This window comes from Tropicibacter sp. Alg240-R139, assembly GCF_900537075.1.
Taxonomy (GTDB): Bacteria; Pseudomonadota; Alphaproteobacteria; order Rhodobacterales; family Rhodobacteraceae; genus Falsiruegeria.
The window spans coordinates 230638-255573 of sequence record NZ_UNRA01000003.1 but is presented as its reverse complement, the minus strand read 5'-3'; the positions used below and the strand labels follow the sequence as shown (position 1 = coordinate 255573).

The following is a 24936-nucleotide window of genomic DNA, read 5'->3' as shown; positions in this document are numbered from 1 at the left end:
TCCGCATGGATACGCCACGAGCACCGGCAACGCAATTTGATTACGCAGCCCCCTTGCCGCCGCCAAACTGAGCCATCATGCAGGCCAGCAAATCAGCGCGACGCACCGGTTTGCTAAGGAAGTCATCCATACCGGCCTGACGACAAGCAGCTTTGTCGCTGTCAAAGGCATTTGCGGTCAACGCAACAATGGCTGGTTGCTTTCCACCCATTTCACGAATGCGTCGAGTTGCATCAATGCCACCCATCACTGGCATCGACATGTCCATGAAAATCAGATCAGGCGGGTCATCCTCAACACGGCAAATGGCCTGCTGCCCATCGTGGGCAAAAGACAGATCAACTGGCGTATCGGCCAAGAATTTGCGCATCAGCAGGCGGTTGACGCGATTATCCTCGGCCACAAGAACCCGCTTCCCTGCCAAAAGGCTAAGATCCATTGTCGGCCCATCACGCCACTCTGCATCATGTCCTGCGCAATCTTCGACCGCGCCCACTGGCAATTCAACACAAAACCGGGATCCAGCACCTTCAGTGGAGTCTGCTCGGATCTCTCCTCCCATGATCTGAACCAACTCCTGAGAAATCGTCAGGCCCAGGCCAGTGCCCCCATAAAGACGCGTGGTCGCAGCATCTGCTTGCGAAAACCGCTCAAATATCTGCTGAATTTTGTCAGGTGGAATCCCGATTCCGGTGTCTATCACATCAATGGAAAGCAGATGACCATCACCCCAACGATTGGCCGAGAGCGTTACAGTGACCCCGCCTGATTCCGTGAACTTGATCGCATTTCCGATCAAGTTAATCAGGATCTGCCGCAGTCGCCCATCGTCGGCATGGACCATCTTAGGCAAGGTACCGGACACATCGAGGGTCAGCGTCAGTCCTTTGCCCTTTGCCTGCGGACGAAGCAGCCTGAGCGTCTCTTCGAAACACCGGGTAAGGTCGAAGTCTACCTGGCTAAGCACTACTTTTTGCGCGTCGAGTTTCGACAGGTCCAAAATGTCGTTGATAATGGTCAGCAGAGCGCGAGCCGAACTGCGAATGGTATCGGTGAATTCTCTTTGCTCTATTGTCAGGTGCGTATCCAACAACACCTCAGTCATGCCAATTACACCATTCATTGGCGTGCGAATTTCATGACTCATTGTTGCCAGAAACTCGGCCTTGGCACGCGCACCTTCAACCGCTGCTTCACGGGCGGCCGCCATTTCACGGGCGTAGGTCTTGGCTTGGGTTATGTCGCGTTCAACAGCCACGGCAACCTCAACCTGTCCGTTGTCATCAAGAACGGGAACCAGATTTGTTTCGACCCAGATCGTTCTCCCGTCCTTTGTGTTGTTTAGGATCTCGCCCCGATAGGGTTGACCGCTCAGGATGGCTTCGCGAATGTCGTCAACTGCCTTGGGGTCGGTTTCCGGGCTGTTGAGCAACTCACCCGGACTGCGCCCCACGGCCTCTTGTGCTGTGTATCCGGTTATTCGGCTGAACGCATCGTTGACCCACAGGATCTCGCCTGCGGGGCCGGACACAATCACGCTGTCATTCGCGTTTCGCGCAACCAGCGAAAGCCTCTCGGCCTCTTTCCGGCTGTTGATCAGCTCTTTCCCTTTTTCAGTCAATTCAAACATCGACCGTTTGTGCCGATGAAAGCCACTGACGACGAATTGCAGAAACAACGCCACCATATAAGCCAACATGGCGGCCCCGACGGTGTTCATCACCAAATCGGCGCCATGGACCACGCTGGTGAACGCGTCATAAGCAAACAGTCCGACCGCCGTCGTCGCATAAATGCCGAGCCGCGCGATTGCTGCTGGTCGGTGGAATGGCAAAACCAGCCCCGCGTTGATCGCAGCACCTGCCAGAAACGCCGATGAAAACAATGGAGACAGGCCCGTGACTGGCCCTTGCCAAGCCAGGACTACACAGACGGAAATCGTCGCAGCCTGAAATCCAGCAGTAAACGTACTGATAAGACGCAGCTTGGGGAACGATACGCCCTTTGCCAACTGACGATCCGCGTGACGCAAATAGAAGCAGTCCACGGCCTCGCCCAACAGCGCTAAACACATGACAAGCGCCCCCTGCCAGGGACTGTTCATTGTACCCAGAACGACACCACCAATCACCGTCATGATCTGGCGCGCCGAGAAATTGGCCACCCGCCCGCGCGCGTAGCGTATCAACAATCCGTTTGGACTGTATTGTCGTTCGTACGCGGCCAATCGGCCCGCGTCTGACGAGGCGTTTTCAGGCATGACCGGCCCTTGGAACAATGATCACCATTGTCCAAAGCCTAACCGCCAGTCAGTTAAGAAATTGCAACTTTTGCTTCAGACCAGCCTGACGTCCGCGTCCCGCATCGCCGTTTCAGCAGCAGCCAACGAGCCGTCCATGTCGATGGCCCGACAATGGGCACGATCAACTGTGACCTGAAACCCAAGACGTGCGGCATCAACGGCCGAGAAATGCACGCAAAAATCCAGCGCCAATCCCACCATCGTGAGATCTGAGATTCCACGTGTTTTCAGATAACCTTCGAGCCCAGTCGGTGTAGACTGATCGTTCTCAAAAAATGCCGAATAACTGTCGACGCCGGGTCTGAATCCCTTGCGAATGATCAGATCTGCAGACGCATCGAGGTTACCATGAAATGCCGCGCCCTCTGTCCCTTGAACGCAATGATCGGGCCACAGAACTTGCGGCCCATAGGACATTTCGATCATCTCGAACGGGGATTTACCCTGGTGGGAACTTGCAAAAGACGAATGCCCCGCCGGATGCCAATCCTGCGTCAAAATTACCGCGTCGAACTCTGCCATCATCGCGTTGATTCCGGGCACGATTTTATCCCCGTCGACCACGGCCAAAGCACCATCCGGACAAAAATCGTTCTGCACATCAATGACGATCAACGCGTTGCTCATTCACACTCTCCCATTGTGACTGATCACGGGTGTAACCCGCTGACAGCGCTTTGCAAACCACCTGTGATCCGCCGAAATATCGGAAACATGTCCGAAACTTGTAGGTTTTAACCATGCAAATAAGGTGTTTCAGCCCATTGCACCCAAAGGGACATGGTTCTAAAGCCCCTGTCATGTACACGATTGCAGCACTCTACCACTTCACCCGATTCCCCGATCCCGCAGCCATCAAGCCAGCGTTGCTTGAACTGTGCCAGGCCAATGACGTCAAAGGCACGCTGCTTTTGGCGCAAGAGGGGATCAATGGCACCATCGCAGGCCCACGTGCCGGCATTGATGCGGTACTGGCTCATATAAGCGCACTACCCGGCTGTGCAGATTTAGAGTGGAAGGAAGCCAGCAGCGACACTCCGCCGTTCGGCAAGATGAAAGTGCGCCTGAAGAAAGAGATCGTAACCATGGGGCAACCCGACGTCGATCCGGTCGCGCGCGTTGGTCATTATGTCGAGCCCGAGGATTGGAACGAGCTGATCCGCGCCGATGACGTGGTGGTGATCGACACTCGCAACGATTACGAAGTCGAAATCGGCACGTTCGAAGGCGCTATTGACCCCGAGACGGCCAGTTTTAGCGAGTTCCCTGCCTGGTGGGAGGAGAACAAGGATCGCTTTCATAACAAACGGGTGGCGATGTTCTGTACCGGCGGCATCCGCTGCGAGAAGTCGACCAACTTCCTGCTCGGCCAGGGGGTCGAGGACGTCTATCACCTCAAGGGTGGTATCCTGCGCTATCTAGAAGAGATGCCTGCCGACAATAGCACCTGGAACGGTGACTGCTTTGTTTTCGACAACCGCGTGTCAGTCGGTCATGGGTTGGTCGAGGGGCCGCATGCCCTGTGCCACGGCTGCCGCCGCCCGATCTTGCCCGAAGATATGAAGCGCCCGGAGTACGAACACGGCGTGTCGTGTCACCGCTGCGTGGATGAAACAACAGAGGCGGACAAGAGCCGATTCCGAGAGCGGCAAAAACAGATCTCGCTGTCGCGCGAACGTGGCGAAGAGCATCTGGGCGTCACGCCGCAACCCAAGTAAGCCCACTGCTATAAGTCATCTATGGTTGACGGGAGAGCTCCCGCACCCGAGCGATCCCGACTACGTCGGTACCGCTAGCGGCTTTGGGCGTAGCGCCGGGCGGGAGCACCCCGTTACATTACGCAATTAGTCTCCAATAATTGAGGCGTTCTCTCGATGAGGCAAAAGCGTTATGTTTCAATGTGAAAGCTGAACGACACAACGGGGTCAAAAATGACAGAGCCGGAAATGAACCTGGAATGGTGGCGCTCGACCTTGTTTGGATCCGCCGGACTGGTGGTTGTCAGCTCGGCCGCATTCTATGCGCTTTCCCATCTGCACGACGACACAGCTGGCAACACCATCGGCACCTGGGCCATAATCGGGCTCACGGTTTGGATGATCTCGCAGATATGGATTTACGCCACGCGCATCAAATCTCCGCATCATCAGCTGATGCTGATGGGCGTGTCTTTCATCCAAGTGGTGCCGTTTCTGTTTGCTGCCGTTTATGGTTCATTCGGCTACTATGACTTGTGCGTGGTTGGCGCGCGAACTGCAGCCGATGTGCTCTATTTTTCGTACGTCACTTTCACAACTGTGGGGTTTGGCGATCTGCATCCAAAGGGCCTCTGCCGGGGCGTCGCCGTGGCAGAAGCCGTGGCGGGTTATATTCTACTGGGCCTCTTTGTATCCGCCGCCGTGGGGATATATTCTCACCGTGCGCAACGCCGGTTTAATCCCGACTGACCCGCACCAGATGGTTGTCCCAGGCCAATGGCTGCTCGTTCAGAATTTTCGGCTTGCCGGTCGCCGCCCAGAACGCCCCGGATCCGGTTGTCGTTCGCAGTGCACCGCGCGACACACCCAAACCACAGACGTCCGGCATGTGCAGCTGACCATCGACCACGCAGGAACTGACATCCCCCAGTTGCACAACCCCTCCTCGAGGTGACGAAACGGCTATGCGTACACCGCCATCGTAAAACGCCACGCTGCCGCCATAGCCGTCCATGGCGCGCGCCTGATCTCGCCCGACGTTCACAAGCTTGGGCGAATCGCCGCGACGGTGCAGGCCGATGACTGAGGGGCTGTCGGCCCTGCCGCCCTGCCACTGTGTGGCAAAGCCCACCAAACCATCCATTCGCACATCCAGATGACGGATCGAGTTCATGTGCATCTCGGACGCCAATTCCACCTGTTCCAGCACGTCCCCTTCTACTGACAGATAAGTCAGGTTTGGCTGCATGAACGGCAGGTTCAACTTGGTTCGCCCGCTATCGGGATGCGTTTCAATGCCTCCGTTGGCGACGACCAAGGTTTGCCCGTCAGGCATCAATCGGATGTCATGCGGACCAATTCCGCCCGATTGAAACTCACCTATCCTGTCATAGGTCCACGCATCCCAAACACCTATGACGCCTCTGGCATTTTCAAAATCATTCTCAGTGGTGAACAGCAACTCTCCAGCCGAAGAAAAGGCGCCATGTCCATAGAAGTGCCGCCCTTCTGGCGCGTTCAGTTCGGCCAGAGCCGCCCCAGACGCACAGTTCAGAACGACCGCGAAGCGCCCGGGTCGGCGGGCAAAAGCCACAGCTTCGGCCCGGTCAGGGTGCGCCGCTGCCGCATGGCCCCGCGCCGGAAGGGGGATATGAAACACAGACTCCCCCTGCCCGGTCAAACCAAACAGGTGATACGAGTTGTCAGATGCGCGAGCCGCCGAAAGGAACGCAGGGCCACCCACCTTGGCCCATCCCGCAACCGGGGTCAGGGTGCAGGCTGCAAGACCTGCCAGAAATCCGCGCCGCGTCGCCATTTCAATCACCATCCAGGGAATTGAACCCTACAGATACGCCCAATTCAGGCCCGAGCGAGTGCGTCACTTCTGTATGGATGTCGTTGATCACCTGCTGCAAGGCCTCTACCCGAAAATGCCCCGCAGGCGTCGCAACACCCGCGAAATCGGGATCGTCCAAAGCATCGACCTTTCGCAACGCTGTCTCGAACTTGACGTCCAAGACCTGAGACAACTGGGCATTTCCGGCAGCCAGCAATCCAGCCAACGCGTGCACCCGTTCCAGAGATATCTGCACATGCCGCAATGACCGACCCGACCGCCATGCCTCGGCCCGTCTGGGGCGGGGTCTGTCGAATGTGCCCAAAGGACGGCCCAATCGCAGGTCGGAATTGATCTGTAACCCGGTGTCGAGCGCCTTATAAAGCTCTTGCAAGACCTCGTCTCGCGTTTGGTACACCCCACCCTTGCGTGGGGTTCGCATTTCATCGGCATAGCGGACCAGCCAGTCGCGATTCATTGCATGGCTGGTGTCTGCGATATCCCGCGCGATCGCCTGAACCAGAGCACAGCGGTAACTTTCATCGCCTAATGCGTTCAACCGATCATCGTAAAGTAAATACTCCAACGCATAAAACCCACGCCCCGCAATCGACACAGATCGAAACGCCTCTGTATCGTCCACAACAGGGTCCTGGCTTGCGATCAGCGCGCTCAAGGTCTTGGGCGTGCTGCTGCGGCTGTCGGGCCAAAAGGCCAGGGCAAAACCACGGTTCTCTGTCTCAGTCGGACCAAATCTCAGATGGCTTACACCGATCCAAGCGTCAAATGCTGTGGCATAGGCCACCCGCAGTGGTTCAGACGCTGCGGTGCAGTCAGCCTGCGCCACATCGGCCATAACCGCGCTGGACGTCGCGAGATCTGCAAAACCGGGCAGCACCAGTTCGTCCAGAATCTTGCTGGCTTGATCCGCCAGAACCGGGGCTGACAAGACAAGCGCAAGAGACAAGGCAAAAGTTCGAAACATCAAAGGCTCTCCAGAAATCGAACAAGGGCAGCCCGGTCGGCTTTGGGCATGGCCACCACGGCATCGCGTTGCGCCTGCGCCTCACCGCCGTGCCACAGGATCGCCTCGATCAGCGATCGTGCGCGCCCATCATGCAGGAATTGCGTGTGACCGCTAACCTGCTGCGTCAAGCCAATCCCCCAAAGCGGAGCCGTGCGCCATTCCGATCCGGTCGCACGCGCCTCAGGGCGGTTGTCGGCCAGGCCGGGACCCATGTCGTGCAACAGCATGTCCGTATATGGCCAGATCAGCTGAAAGCTCTGCTCGGGTTGGCCTTCCAAGCGATGGGTTACGAATTTAGGAGTGTGGCAGGCGATACAACCCGTGTCATAAAACACCTGTTTGCCGCGTAACACCAGCGGGTCGCTTTCGTCTCGGCGTTCGGGCACGGCCAGATTGCGGCTGTAAAAGGTAACGAGATTCATAGCCTCGTGATCAATCTCGTGCCCACGCACATCATTATCGCCATGCGGCGCAGCGCGGCAGGCGGCCTGCGTCACAGTGCATTCCCCCCACGGATCAGGAAACAACGGGGTCGAAATGCCGATATCACCAGAAAACGCGGCCGAGGATTGTTCGTTGATCGTCGGCGACCCGGCTTTTATACCGAAACGTCCCAACATCGGTTGATCAAATTCCGCAGACCAAACAACATTCGCCCGCCCCGAGACGCCATCACCGTCCAAGTCGTCTGCGTCTACATTCGCCAAGATATCGCTAGCCGGGATGGCTTCGAGCAGGCCCAGACCGATCATCTGCGGCGCGACACGAGGGCTGAGCATCGCATCCGGGTGAAGCGGTCCGTAGCCCAGATTGGCAGCCGAATAATCAGGTTTGCGCAAGGTGATCACTTCACCACCCGACATCACAACCGGAATTTCCGAATAGCTCACCTGCAGTTTGTATTCGGCCGGATGTCCCGGGAGCGAAAAATCCTGCAATTGCAGCCCGTAGGTTGGGTCGGGCTGGGTTGCGAGGTAATCCGCGATCCCGTCAGGCGTCACGCTACCGGGGATCGAGATGCGCAGAAACATCGACACTGCCTTGTCGTCGGGGCCATTGGGGGTATGCCCGCGACCATCCTTGACGTGGCACCGCTGGCACGAACGTGCATTGTAAAGCGGTCCCAACCCGTCCGAAGCCAAAGTCGACGAGGGCGACGACACCCAAAGCTTTTTGAACAGGCCATTGCCCAGCCGAAAATCCAGTTCCCGCTCGAACGCCATATTGCCCGAAGGTTGCGAAAACGCGTCTGCATCCGCCCTGGCCGGAACCGACGCCGCGCCTCCCGAGCGGGCCTCAAACTTCTCAGCCGTGGAAAAATCAGACACGGGCGAGGTCACCGCTTGAACGCGATTGGCTTCGTCTTGGGTGCGTGGAAGGGTGTTCAGATGTGGATCGGACAGGACATCCGCCAATCCAGGGGTCGCCGCCAGAACGGCAACCCCAATCAGCGATTTACTCGCCTTCGTCCATTTTTGCTGCGTTGAGCATCGCATAGTTTTCGGCGCCGATCCGGTCGTAGAGGTCAAGTTGGGTTTCCAGGAAATCAATGTGGCTCTCTTCGTCCTTAAGCAGCCCCTCGAACAGCGACATCGACACGTAATCGCCCGCCTCACGACAATAATCACGCGCCTCGGCATAAAGCGCACGGGCATCGATTTCTGCAGCAAGGTCACATTCCAGAGTTTCGCGCGGATTCTGCCCGATACGCAAGGAATCCAGTTTTTGCAGGTTCGGGTGACCTTCAAGGAAGATGATCCGTTCGATCAACTTGTCCGCATGTTCCATCTCTTCGATGGATTCCTCGCGGCTTTTCTTCGCCATATGCATGAGGCCCCAATCCTCTTGCAGGCGATAGTGCAACCAGTACTGGCTGACGGCCGTCAGCTCGTGCCGCAAGGATTTATTGAGATACTCGATAACTTTTGCGTCGCCCTTCATAACCACTCTCCTGTGTTGCCACGACGCGCAGGCGCCGCAGATGCATTGGGACTTCAAGGTTATCACTCGACTGCATTGTGTCGAGAAACAATGGCATGCACCCGCCACAATCCGCCGCCTTGCCAAGGGCGTGATAGATTTTGCCGGGTGTGATGATCGCCTCGGGGTCCGAAGCGCGCATCCAGTCGATGGCGGCTCGGATCTCGTGGTCAGAAATGTTGGTACAGTGACAAACGATCATGTTCTGTGATCCATACTGAGTGCGTCGGTTAGTGGAAAACCGCGTTGGGGTTATCTAGTGAATCCGATCCCTCAAAATCGATGTTGTCGAGCTTTAGGGTTGCCGTGATGCGCTGAATGCTGCGGGTTTGGTCGATCAATCCGTCCACACCGCCCATGATCAGCGCCTCACCCGCCGCGTTGCCACGTTCCAGCATCTGGTCATAGGCAAAGCCGCTTTCGGCAGCTGTCTTGATCCGCCCCAAGGCCATCATTGTGGTGGCCAGTTTGGTGCGCATTTCGACATCTAAATCCGCGTCTGCCGCCGCAACAAGATCCGCCAGAGCAGGGCCCGAAACCAGTTCGCCGTTCACGCGAACATACTCGCCCAAGTACACATTCTGCACGCCTAGACCATCGTAGTAGTGGCTGTTGTGGGTGTTGTCCGAGAAGCAATCATGCTCTTCCTCGGGGTCGTTCAGCATCACGCCTAGGCGCATCCGCTCACCGGCCTGCTCGCCATAAGACAGGCTGCCCATGCCGGTCACGATGGTCACGATGCCAGCGTTTTCATCTTCCAGAACCGACGCACGCGCCGCACCACCGTCGGCCCACTGCGCGGCCATCCATTCGAGGTCGCTGACTAACAGATCGGTCGCGGCTTTGAGGTATTGGCCACGGCGGTCACAGTTGTCGTGGGTGCAATTCTCGCCCTTGGCATAGTCGGTCCAGGGACGGTTGCCTGCGCCAATACCGTGACCATTCAGGTCTTGACCCCAGAGCAGAAATTCGATGGCGTGATAGCCGGTCGCCACGTTTGCTTCGATCCCATCTGCTTCGTGCAGGGTATCGGCCAGCAGCTGCGGCGTAATCTTGACCGCGTCAACTGTTTTACCCGACAGGGTGAACGACGGGTTTGCCACGATGTTCAGTGCAGCGAGTTCATTTTCATCCGACGGGCCACCATAGCTGGCATCGACATAGTCAATCAGACCTTCATCCAGCGGCCAGGCGTTCACTTTACCTTCCCACTCGTCGACGATGGCATTTCCAAAACGATAGACCTCGGTCTGTTGATACGGAACGCGCGAGGCCAACCAAGCATCTTTGGCCAACTGCAGATTTTCAGCCGACGGGTTAGCGATCAGCTTGTTTACGGCAGATTGCAAGAGCTGCGCCGTAATCAGACTGTCCTGATACTTGGCTTCAGCAATGGTGGCATAGTTGCTCAGTACATCGGCTTTGTTGGCTGCCAGCACTGCAGTGCCCATGGTCAGGCCAAGCGCCGTTGCAGCGAAGAATAGGGATTTCATCCGATTTGATCCTTGTTTGAATTGAGTCCTGACACCTGTCGCAGAAATCGCGAGCGGCCTAATGGTTGGCACTTATCTGACAAAATAACTCAGTTAAGTCAATCCTGAGTTTTTTTATCGGCCATAGATTCAACAACGTTCCGCCGCGACAGGATCATTAGGTCACCCTCTCGTCAGGTTCCCTGCTATCGCGGGCAGAGTCTTTGCTGTTTTCGCCGGAATTTTTGTTGGCGCAATTGTCGGAGGCGTCAGCGTCTTGATGGGAACAGGGGTTTCCCAGGGCCAATAACGCGCGCCAAACCCCTGCTGGTGAACCAAGGTGAACACTTGCCGTTTGATCTGACCCTGAGTATCTACGAACCGAGCCCCGCGTTTCTGGACGTCTCAATCGACCGGTGGGGCGCACATCCCCCGATCTGACTTATACTGTATGCTTGCCGAACCTGTCAGATGGGTCGGAGTTTGTGACCGCCGCCGCGTGGCCTGGCAACGGCTCCCTGTCGATCTTTGATCACGACACGCGCAACATTTATGCATCACCCTTGCGAGAAGGCGGTTACCTGCGTTGGGTCATCGTCGCAAACTGGCCAAGGTGTTTGTTGCGGGCAACATGAGTGTCATCGGCAGCATCGTCGGGCTGACAACGTTTCTGGGTTATTTCAACCCACCGCTGAAGGGAAACTAAGATCAGAGATTGCTGTCGATCCAGCGTGACATCATCATCCGATCGCGAAAACACTCGCGCGGAACTTCGCGCCGTTTCTTGCGCGCGATACGCTCGGCAAAGGCGACCTGTTTGGATGACGGGTAGTTGTCGAACCGTGACGGGGCCCGGCGCGGTCGATGCGCTTCGATCCAGGCGGACATGGCCCGGCGATCCGCACGCGCGTCGGATGGCAGATCAACCGAGGATTTCTCAGCAATTGCAAGGGCGTACTGCAATTGTTTCTGCGTCACCGGCAGAATATGATAGTCGTTGCTGGTGCTATCCAGCGATGCGGCCTTAGGCAGGTGGGCCATGATTATGATCCTCCGTTCCAGATGGAACAAATATAGAACATCCGTGGAACTTTTTCAAGGTGTGCGCCGTTCGAGGCGCCTTGAGCGCCGTTTCTGAAGCAGCCTGTCCCGTCGTCCTGCGACCATAAGTCGGGCGTAACCGACCTGCGTTTTTCACGCTTACTAAGAATCAAGGAATCCCGGCATGAAATTTCAACCCATCGCCAGTCACTTCATCAATGGTGAGTACGTCGAGGACACCGCAGGCGAACACATTGACGTGATTTATCCAGCAACCGGCGAGGTGATCGCCCGGTTGCATTCCGCCACCCCCGCCATCATCGATCAGGCCCTGAATGCCGCCAAGGCTGCGCAAGCCGAATGGGCCGCCATGTCGGGCACAGAACGTGGCCGCGTCCTGCGCCGGGCCGCCGACATCATGCGCGAGCGCAACCGCGAGCTGTCGATCCTGGAAACACACGACACCGGCAAACCGTTGCAAGAGACACTGGTGGCCGATGCGACCTCGGGCGCGGATGCGTTGGAGTATTTCGGCGGTCTGGCCGGGTCGCTGACCGGTGAGCACATCCCGCTGGGTGGGGGTGATTTCGTCTATACCATCCGCGAGGCATTGGGCGTCTGCGTCGGGATCGGCGCCTGGAATTACCCCACGCAAATTGCCTGCTGGAAAGGCGCCCCCGCCCTGACCTGTGGCAATACGATGGTGTTCAAGCCGTCCGAAACCACACCGCTTTCAGCCCTGAAAGTCGCCGAAATCCTAATCGACGCGGGCGCGCCCAAAGGCGTCTACAACGTGGTGCAAGGCTACGGCAATGTCGGCGCTTCACTGATCACAGACGACCGCGTCGCCAAGGTGTCCCTGACTGGTTCCGTACCCACGGGCCGCAAGGTTTACGCTGCCGCCGCCGACGGCATGAAACACGTCACGATGGAATTGGGCGGCAAATCCCCGATGATCGTGTTTGATGACGCCAACATCGAAAATGCCGTCTCTGGCGCGATCTTGGGCAACTTCTATTCGTCCGGCCAAGTCTGTTCGAACGGCACCCGCGTGTTTGTTCAGAAAGGCATCAAAGAAGCCTTCCTTACGCGGCTGTCGGAACGTCTAGCCACCGCCAAAATCGGCGACCCGCTGAACGAGGATGTGAACTTTGGCCCGATGGTCAGCGAAAACCAGATGAACATCGTTTTGGGCTACATTGCCAAGGGCAAGGACGAGGGCGCGCGGCTGGTTCATGGCGGCGAGCCCATCGACGGCGATGGCTTCTACCTGCACCCCACGGTCTTTGCCGATGTCACCGATGATATGGCAATCGCCCGCGAAGAGATTTTTGGCCCTGTAATGTCGGTGCTGGATTTCGACGCCGAAGAAGAGGTCATGACTCGTGCCAACAATACCGAATTCGGCCTGGCCGCTGGCGTCTTCACCAACGACCTGACCCGCGCGCATCGTATCGTGGCGGGGTTTGAGGCCGGCACGTGCTATATCAACACCTACAATCTGGCCCCGGTCGAAGCGCCCTTTGGCGGGTCGAAAATGTCGGGTGTCGGTCGCGAAAATTCGAAACTGGCGATCAACCACTTCAGCGAGATGAAGACGGTCTATGTGTCAATGAACGACGTCGAAGCGCCCTATTGATCACAGCGACAACCTGACAAAGAACGGCCCGGCAAGGATCTGTCGGGCCGTTTTTTCCTGCACTCTAGGTCGCACAGCAGGTCGTGCTATGTTCCTTTCCAAGGCAATTTCAGCGCGTTTTCTTCGGAGGTTTCATGACACAGTATCCCCGCACATTTTCCCACATTGGTTTATCGGTTCCAAACGTCGATGCCGCCGTCGAGTTCTATTCGCAGATCATGGGGTTCTACGTGATCATGCCACCAACAGACGTCACCGAAGACGACAGCGACATTGGCGTCATGTGCACGGATGTGTTCGGACCAGAGTGGCGTAAATTACGTATCGCACATCTGGCGACCGCAGACCGCGTGGGGATCGAGATTTTCGAGTTTGACGGAAATTACCCGGCAGAAAACAACATGGACTTTCGCCGCAACGGAACCTTTCATTTCTGCATCCAGGACCCGGATGTCGAGGGGCTGGTGGACAAGATCGTGGCAGCTGGTGGCAAGCAGCGCATGCCAATCCGTTACTACTATCCCGGAGAGAAACCTTATCGGATGGTCTATGTCGAGGATCCGTTCGGAATCGTGTTCGAGCTCTACAGTCACTCCTATGAGCTGACCTATTCCTCGGGCGCTTACAGGTCTTAGGGTCAGGATACATCACAATCTGACGGATGACCGCTCACTGAATTCAATATCAATTCGCACCTTAAGGGCTAGAAAGTTTTGCGTGTCATTGCATAACTCAGGCCATAGCTTGCGCTGGACTTTCTGCGCCAACCTGACGGAGCCTTCATGACACATATCACCCCCGAGTTGCTGAACGATATCCGTGGCCGGTTTGCCCAGATCGACCATTGCCCGCAGCAGGGCGAACGCATTTTCTTTGAAAACGCGGGCGGTGCGTTGACGTTGAACTCGGTGGTGGACACATCGCAGGCTTACGCCGCAATCCCCGACAACCAGGGACGCGACAACCCCGGAAGTCACGAGTTGGTCCGCGTGATCACCAAGGCCAAGGAAGACATGGCCGTTTTCATGAACGCGCCGGGGGGGCAGTTCTTTGTCGGCGAAAGCGGCACCGAGCTGCTCTTTCGTCTGATCATGAACGCCTGCCTGGGCACCGGCGCGGGTCAGGTTCTGGGCACCACCCTGGAACACCCCGCGACCCGCAGCGCCTGTGACCGATGGGCAGGTGTGGCCGGACAGACCCACATTCTGGTCGAGCATGACGACGACACCGGCACAGTGACCGCCGAAGCTTATGCCGCCAAGGTCACGCCCGACACCAAGGTCGCAACCATCGTCCATACCTCGCCCGTCACCGGAATGGGCGTCGATGTCGAAGCCGTGGTCAAGGCGATCCGCACCGTAGCGCCCGACTGCTTTATCATCGTCGACGGCATCCAGCACGCCGCCCACGGTCGCATCGACCTGACCGCCTATGACGTCGATGGCTACGTGGTTTCTCCCTACAAGGTGTTCTCGCGCCATGGCTATGGCGTCGCCTGGATCTCGGGCCGGCTGACCCACCTGCCGCACAACTCGCTGATCGACGGACCCGAGGACAACTGGGAAATGGGCACCCGCGACACCGGGTCTTATGCCACCATGTCCGACGTCGTATCCTATTTCGAATGGCTGGGCGAACAGGTCAGCGATGCCACCACCTCTAACCCCAAAGACCGCCGCGCCAAATTCGTCGCCGCCGGAGAGGCGATCCATGCTCAGGAAAAGGTACTCACCGACGCGATGATCCACGGCACCGGCAACTTGGCGGGCCTCAAGGACATGGAAAAGGTGCAAATCATCGGCGGCGTCGACAACCCCGCGCGCGAGGGGCTGGTGTCATTGACCGTGACCGGCGTGCCATCGGTGGATGTGGTCAAGATGCTGAATGAACAAGGCATCCGCACTCACTTGCGCAAAGCCGACCATTACTCGGGCAACATCCTAACGCCTCTGGGGCTGGATGGCTGTGTGCGCGTGTCAATGTGCCACTACAACTCGGAACACGAAGTGGCGCAGTTTCTGGCGGCAATGAAAACCATCGCCGCCTGATGGCCCATATTTCTTGAACCAAATTCGGCGGGAAGGTCGCGCAGCGACGGGGGCAGTGCCCCTTCCCCGCCGACTGAGATCGAACGCCTCTAGCTTTTGACTCCGCGCAGCAAGCTCTTGGTTTCTCGTAGACGAATTACGACCCAAAGGCCGCTATGCGGACTTTGCTGCCGTTGAACAAATCAATTCGAATGTCAGCATTGCCTCTAAGCTGAATGTGCCTGTCCAAATCTTTTGGGGTGAACATGACGCGTTTCTTACGGTCGACAACGCAGTACGCCTACACCGGCGGTTGCCCAAAAGTGGGCTTAAGATATTCGAGATTTATGGCCAATTCCTTTACCAAGACAACAGCATCGAGTTCACCGGGCTTGTGCAGTCTTGGATCAGAGGCGGCTATGACATCAGCTCGGAAAAGGTGGGTACCTTCATTCGGACTGCTCCAAAAACGCGGCCCAATGGGAATGGCAAAATGCGCTGTATTGCTTCATTGCCTGAACCAAGCTTTCGCGCTTGGACGCATCAATGCATTCTGTGGGCAACAAAGGGTCTGCGTTTATCTGCCGGATCACGTGTTCACCGATCAAAAATGTTTCCCTCGTGACACTGCGCAGGTCTTGCCCCTTTAGCTCTTTTTGGCTGCGTTGAAGCAGCTCGACGCCCCTTTCATAGCCCGCATTCAAGGCACCACCATCCCAAAGACCTAAAGGCAGTTGTCCCCGCTCCTGCACAATCACGTCAGAGCGTAACAGCACTGCCTCTGGCTCTAGCCCAAGCTGGCAAAGCGCCGCGTACATTTCTGTGGCCGTGTGCGCCAGGTTGTCTGGTCTGATCCAAACTCCATCAACCAGCTCTTTGAATCCGAACAAGCGAAAGGCGCGTTCTCGGGAGCGCAAATTGCGTCGGTTTGCTTTGCCAATATGCGCTGTGTGGACGCAAAGCCAAGCCCCTTCCCAGTCGCGTGTTTGGTCAAGGGCAGTCATCCATTCGGACGCCTTGTTCTTGAGCACCATTCCAGCGGGACCAACCCTATAGACCCCTCTACGGACCGTTTCGAGCAGGTCTTCCTTGACCAATCGGCCAGCAGTTACGCGGATCGCCGCTGGCTTTTGGTCGAGCAACGCGCCCCAGGCGGCCAGTTGGCGCAAGGATAACGTGGCCATGTTCGGCTGGCTGAGCAAAGACAAGATCAACCGCTTTGCAGTGGGGCGTCGTTGGAAATTTATTAGATCAGCAGGGTTAGGGCCTTTCACCTTTGAAAGCATGAAGCCGTTAACCAAGCGCCCGCTGAAGGCCTGCATGAAGCCGCCCAATTGCGCTTTCAAACAGTCCAAATGTCAGTTGGTCGTTAGCACCGCTGTTCAGCCCTTGTTGCGCCGACATGACGACCTCGCGATCCTCAATGGCACCGGTTTTCGCGAATGCCTGACCTTGCAAAATGGACTCCGTCAGCGCTTTTCGCTCTTCATCCGTGCCTTCCGCAACACGGCCAAGCAGATAGGTATGTTGACGCGTCCGCTCCAAGCCCAGGGGCTCCAGAACCACAACCTGCAGGCAATTGGGAAAGGTTGACACGAGCACGTTTGGAAACAGGTGGTAAGCATGGGTCACGCGGCCATCCGTTGACCATTCTTCCTGCGGCTTGTTGCGTAACTTTTCGATGGTTTGGTACGGGAACGTGACCCGAGAGTTCGCTCCAAACCTTTCCACAACTGTCAGGTTATCATACTGAACAGGGAAGAATGTCTGCGTGTGCGTGGATCGGATATGATAGCCCTCAAGCGCACTTTCGATGTAGAGCTTCCAATTGGCGTCAACATCCATTTCGTCGACTTCAACCAGTTCATAATTGTCGGGAATGATCTTGGGAATGACTTCAAGGGGGGAGGCCGCCGAGTCGGAAGCCTCTTGCCCCACATAGACAAGACCGTCGATTTCCTTGCTCGGCACGGGCACCAGACCACTCGTTTTGGCGTCGACTTCGGGAAAGCCCCCGCCGTGGGGAATATTCTTGAGCTGGCCATCCAACGCATAGGCCCACCCATGATAGGGACACACTAGCACGCGCTTGCAGCCATGACCCTCAGCCACTTGCACCCCGCGGTGGCGACACGCGTTTCTGAAGACCTTCGCAGTGCCATCCTCGGCCCGTACTGCGATCAAGGGCACCCCTGCTGCAGACCGGGCAACGTAGTCGCCCGTTTTCGCCAAAGCCAGGCTGGGACAAAACACAACGAAAGAGTGCTTTATCAGATCCAATTCGGCATCTAAGCGCGCCTGTGATCTGTAGTTCGCGACTGGCTCATTCCATGTCTCTGTACCAAGGTCAGTGGTTTTGTTGTCGATGTGATCAAAAATACGACGCACCATTTGAGGTGTGTTCAGAAGGGGCTGTTCTGATGAATTTTGTGACGCAACCGGTGCTGTTGTGGGCAAGACGCTCTCCAATCGTAAGCGGTTTAGACCGAACAACTCAATGCTAAATGAAACAAAACATCAAGATAGTTGGCAAAAAATGTTACAAACTAGCTCACCCCTAATGGATTTCTGACTGAATATCCTACCCAAATGTTGCGGTTGGTTTGCGTACATCAATGTTGGAGCTGCAAACTTGGAGAGCTGACACTGGTTGCATTGCAGAGTCCCAACCCTTTGGGCTCAGAGCGGACGTTAGGGAACAGCTCGCACAACAAAATCCGTGGCTCGCCCCCCAATTTTTTGACGGGTGTTGAGCCGCAGTCCCGGTTAGCGTCTCCTCCAGCGCATTGACGGAGACAAAAGCCGATGAAAACCCACGCCCAGGCCGTTGTAATCGGGGGCGGCCTTGCCGGTTGTTCCATCCTCTACCACCTGGCCAAGCTCGGCTGGACGGACAGCATCCTGCTGGAACGGGACGAGCTGACGTCCGGCTCCACATGGCATGCAGCGGCCAACATTCATGGGCTGCACGACAATAACAACATCACCCGTATCCAGCATTATACGATGAACCTGTACAAAGAGCTGGAGCAGGAAACCGGCCAAGGCTGCGGCGTGTTTCAACCTGGATCGCTTTATCTGGCGCAGACCGAAGAACGTGAACACCAGCTGCGCCTGCAAGAGGCCAAGGCGCGGTTCTACGGCTTGAACTTTCACGAGGTCAGCCGCGAGCAGGCCAAGGAACTGCACCCGCTGGCGCAATTCGATGACATCCGCTGCATCATGTATGAACCCGATGGTGGTAACGTCGACCCCTCGGGCGTGACACACGCCTACGCAACTGGCGCACGCAAGATGGGTGCCACCATCGAACGCTTCTGCCCCGTGATCGGCACCGAGCAGCAAGCCGATGGCTCATGGATCGTGCGCACCGACAAGGGCGACATTCACACGCAATGGGTTGTGAACGCCTCTGGCCTTTGGGGGCGTGAGGTGGCGGCTTTGGCCGGGCTTGAATTGCCGCTGCAACCCACCGAGCACCAGTATTTTGTAACCGAAACCATTGACGAGGTCGCCAACTTGGGCCGCCGCCTGCCGTCGATTGCCGACCGCGATGGCGAGTACTACTTCCGTCAAGAAGGCAACGGCCTGCTGATTGGCGCCTATGAAAAGGACATGAGGTTCTGGGCTGAAAACGGCACGCCGCTGGATTTCGCCCATGAACTGTTTCCCGATGATCTGGATCGGATCATGGAAAACGTAATCCGCGCGACCGAGCGTGTCCCGGCCGCGGCCACCGCTGGTGTGAAGCGGGTGATCAACGGCCCGATGATCTGGTCGCCGGACAGCAACGCGCTCTGGGGGCCGGTGCCGGAGCTGAAAAACTACTTCCTCTGCGGCGGTATTATCCCCGGCTTCTCTCAATCGGGTGGTTTAGGACTGCTGGCGGCGCAGTGGATGATCGAAGGTGAACCTCAATACGACATGTTCGCTTGGGATCTGGCGCGCTTTGGCGATTGGGCCGACAAAAAGTTCACCAAGGCGCGGGTCGAAGATCAATACACCCACCGCTTTGCCATCCATTTCCCGAACGAGGAACGCAGCGCAGGCCGCCCCGCCCGAGTGCGCCCCGCCTATGAGACGCAGAAAGAGTTGGGCGCGGTATTTGGCATTAATTGCGGCTGGGAACATCCACTGTGGTTTGCTGACAAGCCCGGCATTGTGGACACCAACAGTTTTACCCGCCAGAACTGGTGGGCACCCGTGGGTGAAGAGGTGAAGATGCTGCGCGAAAACGTGGGTGTTATCGACATCTCAAACTTTGCCAACTACGTGATCAAAGGCCCCGGCGCGCAACAGTGGCTGGACGCGCTGGTGGCCAACTATGCGCCGTCCGAGGTCGGGCGGTCGTGCCTGACGCCGCTGATCGGCGTACGGGGTGGCATTGCGGGCGATTTCACCATCACCAAGGTGGCGGACGACGAATACATGATGGTCGGCTCGGGTATGGCTGAGCGTTGTCACCAGCGCTTTTTCAATATGATCGAACTGCCCGAGGGCACCACATTCGAGGTCGCCACCAATCGCATCGCGGGCTTCAATGTGGCCGGTCCAAAAGCGCGCGACATGCTGCGGCGGATGACCAACTCGGATCTGTCAAACGAGGCCTTCCGCTTCATGCGGTCCGCCACGATCGAGGTGGCAGGTGTGACCTGTCTGGCGATCCGCGTCTCTTTCACCGGCGATCTGGGGTGGGAGTTGCACTGCGACGAGGCTGATCAGGTCCGGCTTTACACTGCGCTGATCGAACGGGCCCGCGAGTTTGACGGCGGACCAGTGGGCGGGCGTGCATTGGGCAGCTTACGAATCGAAAAGGGTTATGGCTCGTGGGGTCGCGAATACAGCCCCGAGTATTGGCCACAAGAGGTGGCGTTGGAACGCCTGATCAAGCTCGACAAAGAGTTCCTGAACAAGGACGCCTATCTGGCGATAAAGGACAATCCATCGCGCGAGGTGCTGTCAGTGTTTGAAGTGGACGCAGTTCACGATGCCGACGCTTCGGGCGGCGAGCCGATCTTCACGAAAGATGGTAAGTCGGTCGGCCGGGTGACGTCAGGTGCCTATGGCTACTCTGTCGGAAAATCGCTGGCGATTGGTTTCGCCGACCCCAAAGTGGCCCAGCCAGGCGACGAGCTGGAGGTGTTCATTCTGGGCAGGCCTCACAAGGCAGTTCTACTGACCGAAGCTCCGTTTGATCCCAAAGGGGAACGGTTGCGGGGATAAGGCTCACCCATCTCGCAAGCGCTCCCGCACCCGCGCGATCCCGACTGCGTCGGCACCGCTGGCGGCTTTGGGCCGGGCACTGCGCAAAGCACAGTGCCCGGCCCAACGGGAGGAGATGTTTCGTCAGAAACATCGACGACGGGCGGGAGCGTTTCGAGATCGGAATATTACGTCTCCAACCCCATGGCTGCGCTCAGCAACCAGGATTTGAACAACTTCACTGCGGGTGCCGGTGTGCGGTCCTTGAACTTGGCACAGTAAATCCAAGGGTTCGCGATGTCTGTAGCAAAGGGTTCTACCACCAGACCACGCCTAAGATAGGGCAACACAACAGCTCGCGGCAGAGCCACACACCCCATACCCTCGGCCGCCAATTCCAGCGCGAGCGTGGACACATCCGTTTGATGCTGACCCGCGGCCACTAGAGGGGGCAGATCAAAATGTTTCGCTACCAATTCCCAATAAACCGGCCGCCCCAGCACCTGAATACGACGGGCATGCGGCAGTTGCTCGGGCCGAGTCAGCGGCTCACCTTCAACCAAAAACCCCGGCGCACAGACCAGCATCAGCCGTTCGGCCCACAGCTGCACCGCGCCGTGCGGTATATCGTCGGCAAGGTTCATCGTGATCGAGATGTCCGACACATCCTCGTCCACATCGGCCCAAACCGTTCCGTGCACCTTGACCTGTATGTGCGGATGTTCGGTGGTGAAACCCCGCAACACGCTGGCCAACCACATTGACGCCAGGCTGGTGGGACATGACACTACGACCTCGCGTTTGCGCTTCTGTGAAATCAGACTCTCGGTTGCTGTATCAATCTCCTGCAGCGCGTGGCGCACCGAAGGTACATACGCCTCCCCGACCTCGGTCAGAGACAGCGAGCGCGGCAGGCGTACAAACAATGGGCGACCAATAAACTCCTCAAGCGAACGGACATGGTTGCTGACCGCTGATTGGGTGCAATTCAGCTCTTCGGATGCGCTGGTGAAACTCAGGTGCCGGGCGGCAGCTTCAAACGAGCGCAGAAAGGTGAGATGGGGTAGGTTTTTCATGGTGGCCACCCTATCGCGCAATTTACGCAGGTGCGACTGTCCTGTCTCCGCCGCGAAATGTCGTAAAACAGCGACAAACCGCCGATCTTGATGCGCGAAATTATCCGGGGCATTGCCCCTTGCTTCTTTGCGTGTCGGTGACGGGCCAACCCTTTAGCTTTTGTTAAACCCAATCCGCGCGCCCGGAGGATCGCCCATGACCGCAACGTTCGACCGCATTGCCGACTTCACGTTGGACTTAACCCCCGACCAGCTGCCGGACACCACACGCGAGGCAGCCGCGTTGATGTTGCTCGACACGCTTGGGATCACCATCGGCTCTGGCCCGATGGAGGCAGGTGTAATCGCGCGTGACACGGCCGCGCTGCTCTATGGCTCAAGCGATCCAAGCTTCACGGCGCGGATGATGTTCGACGGCCGCCCTGTCAGCATCGCTGGTTCCGCCTATGCATCTGCCACACAGACCGACAATCTCGACGGGCATGACGGGTACAATCCGACCAAGGGACACATCGGTGTTGTGATTGTTCCCGCACTCGCCGCACTCGCCGAAGTTATCCAAGATGTCTCAGGCCCGGAAGCACTGACCGCCATAACCATCGGATATGAAGTAGCAGGCCGCGCCGGTCTGTCGCTGCACGACTCGGTTAGTGACTATCACACCTCGGGTGCTTGGAACGCGCTTGGCGTCGTCGCCATGGCCGCACGGCTCAAAAGCATGGGCCGGGAACAGATGCGACAAGCGTTCGGCATCGCGGAATACCACGGCCCTCGCAGCCAGATGATGCGCGAGATCGCCAACCCCACGATGCTGCACGACGGCTCGGGTTGGGGCGCGATGGTAGGGCTGTCGGCGGTTGTGTTGGCCGAACGGGGGTTCACCGGCGCACCGGCCATCACTATCGAAGCCGAAGAGGTGTTGAACCATTGGGAGGATTTGGGATGCTTCTGGCAGATGGAACATCAGTATGTGAAGCCCTATCCAATTTGCCGGTGGGCTCATGCTGCCATAGATGGCGCGCGGGCGATCATGTTGGAACACGGGCTCACGCATACCGACATAAAACATGTTCAGGTCAACAGCTTTCATCAGGCCGCCTGCCTGTTCCGCGAGGTGCCGAACAACACCTCCAAAGCGCAATATTCGCTGCCCTTTGCCGTGGCGGCGCAGATTGTGCATGGCCGGATTGGTGTCGAACAGATCTCTGGCGCAGGTCTCAACGATGCAACAGTGATCGACGTGATGTCGCGCATTTCGGTTGCGGAAACGGAACGCCACAGCGTTCGTTTTCCAGTCGGTCGATGGGCTGACGTTCAGATCACCATTACGGATGGGAAGGTCCTGAAGTCTGGCGACACCAACGCGCGCGGCGGGCCCGAAGCCCCGATGAGCCGCGACGAAGTCATTGCCAAGTTCATGGAGTTCGCCACGCCGTCACTGGGAGAAACCCGCGCCGCTGCGATCCGCGATGCGGCCCTGGGCCTGACCCGTCCCGAGAGCAAGCTCTCGGACCTGACACAACATCTTTACGACGCGCCGGAGGCGTAAGCGCAACATGGCACGAGACAAAAGAAGCGGCGGCCGTCGCGGGAAATCAGCGCGCGCAGGTGGCCGTATCGATCAGTTGCCCTGGCAGCAGGTGCAGAACCATTATCCACCCTACGAGCTGCTCAATCCAGAACAGATGGATCAGTTGCACGTCACATCCATGCGGATCCTGTCCGAGGCCGGGATCCGTGTGATGGGCGACAACGTGATGGATTTTTTCGAGCGTGCCGGTGCCATCGTCGACCGCAAGACCAAGACAATTCGCATGGACGAAAGCATCGTGACCGAGGCGCTGAAAACTGTGCCTTCCCAGTTCACACTCACCGCCCGCAACCCTGCCAAGCGTATCATCATGGGCGGCAACCACGTCAACTTTGGTCTGGTGGCTGGCCCGCCCAATGTTCACGACCGCATCAACGGACGGCGACAGGGAAACTACACCGACTATTGCAACTTCATCAAACTGGCGCATCATTTCAACGCGGTGAACCTGATCGGCAATCAGGTGATGGCCCCTATCGAGATGCCTGCCAACAACCGCCATCTGGACACCTATCTGGCCAACCTCGCCTATTCTGATCTGTCGTTTCATTGCACCGCCATCGGGCGGGGTCGCGCGATGGACGGGATCAACATGATGGCCATCACGCGTGGGCAGAAACCGGAACAGATGCGCGATGATCCCGGCGTGATCACCATCATTTCGGTCAACTCTCCGCGTCTGTTTGATGATGCGATGGGCGACGGGCTGATCGCCATGGCGGAATATGGCCAGCCCGTCACGGTCACGCCCTTCACGCTGATGGGGGCGATGACGCCCGTGACCTTGCCTGCGGCACTGGCGCAACAGAACGCCGAGGCTTTGTTTGGCGTAGTCCTGACACAGCTGGTGCAGCCGGGCACGCCGGTCATGTACGGCTCGTTCACCTCAAACGTCGACATGCGCTCGGGCGCGCCGGCGTTTGGGACGCCTGAAAACGCCAAGGCCAACATCGTCGGGGGGCAACTGGCGCGGCGCTATGGCATTCCTTATCGCACATCCAACGCCAACGCCTCGAACGCGGTCGATCTGCAAGCAGCCTACGAAACGATGATGGCCACCTGGGGCGCGGTTCTGGGCGGAGCAAACATCGTTTATCACGCGGCCGGATGGTTAGAGGGCGGGCTGACCGCATCTTATGAGAAATTCATCATGGATGTGGAAATCATCCAAAACATGATCGAGTTCCTGAAACCGATGAAGTTTGACGAGGCCGAGCTGGGCTTTGACGCCATTCAATCGGTGCCCACAGGCGGGCATTTCTTTGGCGCAGAACACACGATGGAACGCTATGAGACCGCGTTCTATCGCCCGATCCTGTCGGACTGGCAGAACTATGAGAACTGGGAAGCCGCAGGCGCTAAGGATGCGGCTGAACGCGCCACCGAGATCTGGCAACAAGCCCTGCGCGACTATCAGGAACCAACCATGGACCCGGCCATCTGCGAAGAACTGGATGCCTATGTCGCCAAACGCAAGGAAGAGATCGGAACAGGCGAACCCTAGGTGCCGCTCAGTTCATAGTCAGCCAACATGTGATAGATTGGCCCGTCGGGGCGTAACACTGACTCGTACAGGGCAAAACAGGTCACAAGGCCAGCCTGGTATGAGAATCCGGCTTCGCCGCTCAGAAATGGCCCCACCGCGCCTGCGTCGTGGGGTGCCAGTCGGGCCAAGGTCACATGCGGGTGAAACTTTCGCCGCTGCAACACGATGCCGACGCGCCGCGTTGCTTTTACGATGTCCCGATGCAGCGCTGTCAGCGCCTCAGAGGGTTCGACCTCGGCATGAACGATCCGTGGGTTTTGGCCCCCAAAGCAGCCGAGGCCCCGCAGAGACAACTCAAAGGCAGGGGAAGTGAGCAGAGACAGTTCGTCATGCAACGCCTCCAGCGCCGCCTCGGGCTGGTCATCCAGAAACGCCAATGTGATGTGCAAATTGTCGGGATCAACAAGTCGACCGGCCTGCAGATTTCGCTGCAGGCCGGTCAGAACCGATCTTGTTTGAGGGGAGAGAGCGATGGCAAGAAAGCTGCGCATATCCTCAG

21 protein-coding genes are annotated in these 24936 nt (G+C 57.6%); 8 read left to right on the top strand and 13 right to left on the bottom strand.

Annotation, left to right across the window (positions count from 1 at the left end; translation table 11 throughout):
• Positions 1–40 precede the first annotated feature (40 nt).
• Positions 41–2260 (bottom strand): ATP-binding protein, encoded by a 2220-nt coding sequence (locus G6R15_RS14200; protein ID WP_164660621.1) that lies wholly within the window; start codon positions 2258–2260, stop codon positions 41–43.
• 75 nt (positions 2261–2335) lie between these two features.
• Positions 2336–2929 carry a bifunctional nicotinamidase/pyrazinamidase gene (gene pncA, locus G6R15_RS14195; RefSeq protein ID WP_164660620.1) on the bottom strand — a complete coding sequence of 198 codons (594 nt, stop codon included), beginning with the start codon at positions 2927–2929 and terminating at the stop codon, positions 2336–2338.
• Between the two features lie 173 nt (positions 2930–3102).
• Between pncA and G6R15_RS14190 the strand changes: the two genes are divergently transcribed.
• The gene (locus tag G6R15_RS14190; protein WP_164660619.1) at positions 3103–4020 is read left to right on the top strand and encodes a rhodanese-related sulfurtransferase; all 918 of its coding nucleotides are present in this window, start codon (positions 3103–3105) and stop codon (positions 4018–4020) included.
• 213 nt (positions 4021–4233) lie between these two features.
• Positions 4234–4749 (top strand): potassium channel family protein, encoded by a 516-nt coding sequence (locus tag G6R15_RS14185; RefSeq protein ID WP_164660618.1) that lies wholly within the window; start codon positions 4234–4236, stop codon positions 4747–4749.
• Here the strand turns inward: G6R15_RS14185 and G6R15_RS14180 are convergent.
• The 7 genes from G6R15_RS14180 to G6R15_RS14150 all read right to left on the bottom strand — a co-directional run bounded on the left by G6R15_RS14180 (position 4736) and on the right by G6R15_RS14150 (position 11356).
• Entirely contained in the window at positions 4736–5827 is a 1092-nt protein-coding gene (locus tag G6R15_RS14180; RefSeq protein WP_240336769.1) for a DUF1513 domain-containing protein, read from the bottom strand. The genes G6R15_RS14185 and G6R15_RS14180 overlap by 14 nt on opposite strands.
• A complete protein-coding gene (locus G6R15_RS14175) occupies positions 5817–6821 on the bottom strand; it encodes an imelysin family protein (protein ID WP_164660617.1) in 1005 nt (334 codons plus the stop codon). Before G6R15_RS14175 ends, G6R15_RS14180 begins: the two co-directional genes overlap by 11 nt.
• Positions 6821–8359, bottom strand: coding sequence for a di-heme oxidoredictase family protein (locus tag G6R15_RS14170; protein WP_164660616.1), 1539 nt, complete (start codon positions 8357–8359; stop codon positions 6821–6823). The genes G6R15_RS14175 and G6R15_RS14170 overlap by 1 nt, the downstream gene beginning before the upstream one ends.
• On the bottom strand, positions 8319–8804 hold the full coding sequence (gene bfr / locus G6R15_RS14165; protein WP_164660615.1) for a bacterioferritin: 486 nt from the start codon (positions 8802–8804) through the stop codon (positions 8319–8321). The genes G6R15_RS14170 and bfr overlap by 41 nt, the downstream gene beginning before the upstream one ends.
• Positions 8767–9045 carry a bacterioferritin-associated ferredoxin gene (locus G6R15_RS14160; RefSeq protein ID WP_164660614.1) on the bottom strand — a complete coding sequence of 93 codons (279 nt, stop codon included), beginning with the start codon at positions 9043–9045 and terminating at the stop codon, positions 8767–8769. The genes bfr and G6R15_RS14160 overlap by 38 nt, the downstream gene beginning before the upstream one ends.
• A 28-nt stretch (positions 9046–9073) precedes the next feature.
• The gene (locus G6R15_RS14155; RefSeq protein WP_164660613.1) at positions 9074–10336 is read right to left on the bottom strand and encodes an imelysin family protein; all 1263 of its coding nucleotides are present in this window, start codon (positions 10334–10336) and stop codon (positions 9074–9076) included.
• 687 nt (positions 10337–11023) lie between these two features.
• Positions 11024–11356 (bottom strand): hypothetical protein, encoded by a 333-nt coding sequence (locus tag G6R15_RS14150; protein ID WP_164660612.1) that lies wholly within the window; start codon positions 11354–11356, stop codon positions 11024–11026.
• A gap of 184 nt (positions 11357–11540) precedes the next feature.
• On the opposite strand from G6R15_RS14150, the gene betB reads away from it, so the two are divergent.
• The 3 genes from betB (at position 11541) to G6R15_RS14135 (ending at position 15043) form a co-directional block, all read left to right on the top strand.
• Positions 11541–12995 carry a betaine-aldehyde dehydrogenase gene (gene betB, locus G6R15_RS14145; RefSeq protein ID WP_164660611.1) on the top strand — a complete coding sequence of 485 codons (1455 nt, stop codon included), beginning with the start codon at positions 11541–11543 and terminating at the stop codon, positions 12993–12995.
• A gap of 134 nt (positions 12996–13129) precedes the next feature.
• The gene (locus G6R15_RS14140; RefSeq protein WP_164660610.1) at positions 13130–13630 is read left to right on the top strand and encodes a lactoylglutathione lyase family protein; all 501 of its coding nucleotides are present in this window, start codon (positions 13130–13132) and stop codon (positions 13628–13630) included.
• A 147-nt stretch (positions 13631–13777) separates the two neighbouring features.
• Positions 13778–15043: an aminotransferase class V-fold PLP-dependent enzyme gene (locus G6R15_RS14135; protein ID WP_164660609.1), complete on the top strand. Its 1266-nt coding sequence runs from the start codon at positions 13778–13780 to the stop codon at positions 15041–15043.
• Positions 15044–15471: 428 nt separating this feature from the next.
• Here the strand turns inward: G6R15_RS14135 and G6R15_RS14130 are convergent, their stop codons facing one another.
• Positions 15472–16206, bottom strand: coding sequence for a hypothetical protein (locus tag G6R15_RS14130; RefSeq protein ID WP_164660608.1), 735 nt, complete (start codon positions 16204–16206; stop codon positions 15472–15474).
• 109 nt (positions 16207–16315) lie between these two features.
• A complete protein-coding gene (locus G6R15_RS14125; protein WP_164660607.1) occupies positions 16316–17413 on the bottom strand; it encodes an SRPBCC family protein in 1098 nt (365 codons plus the stop codon).
• A gap of 414 nt (positions 17414–17827) precedes the next feature.
• On the opposite strand from G6R15_RS14125, the gene G6R15_RS14120 reads away from it, so the two are divergent.
• On the top strand, positions 17828–20245 hold the full coding sequence (locus tag G6R15_RS14120; protein ID WP_164660606.1) for an FAD-dependent oxidoreductase: 2418 nt from the start codon (positions 17828–17830) through the stop codon (positions 20243–20245).
• A gap of 167 nt (positions 20246–20412) precedes the next feature.
• Here G6R15_RS14120 and G6R15_RS14115 read toward each other — a convergent pair whose 3' ends face one another.
• Positions 20413–21300 carry a LysR substrate-binding domain-containing protein gene (locus tag G6R15_RS14115; protein WP_164660605.1) on the bottom strand — a complete coding sequence of 296 codons (888 nt, stop codon included), beginning with the start codon at positions 21298–21300 and terminating at the stop codon, positions 20413–20415.
• Positions 21301–21496: 196 nt separating this feature from the next.
• Between G6R15_RS14115 and G6R15_RS14110 the strand changes: the two genes are divergently transcribed.
• Entirely contained in the window at positions 21497–22849 is a 1353-nt protein-coding gene (locus G6R15_RS14110; protein WP_164660604.1) for an MmgE/PrpD family protein, read from the top strand.
• 7 nt (positions 22850–22856) lie between these two features.
• Complete coding sequence (locus tag G6R15_RS14105; protein ID WP_164660603.1) at positions 22857–24395, top strand: trimethylamine methyltransferase family protein; 1539 nt, start codon at positions 22857–22859, stop codon at positions 24393–24395.
• Here G6R15_RS14105 and thpR read toward each other — a convergent pair.
• Entirely contained in the window at positions 24392–24928 is a 537-nt protein-coding gene (gene thpR / locus G6R15_RS14100; protein ID WP_164660602.1) for an RNA 2',3'-cyclic phosphodiesterase, read from the bottom strand. The two genes, G6R15_RS14105 and thpR, sit on opposite strands and share 4 nt — an antisense overlap.
• Between the last annotated feature and the right edge of the window lie 8 nt (positions 24929–24936).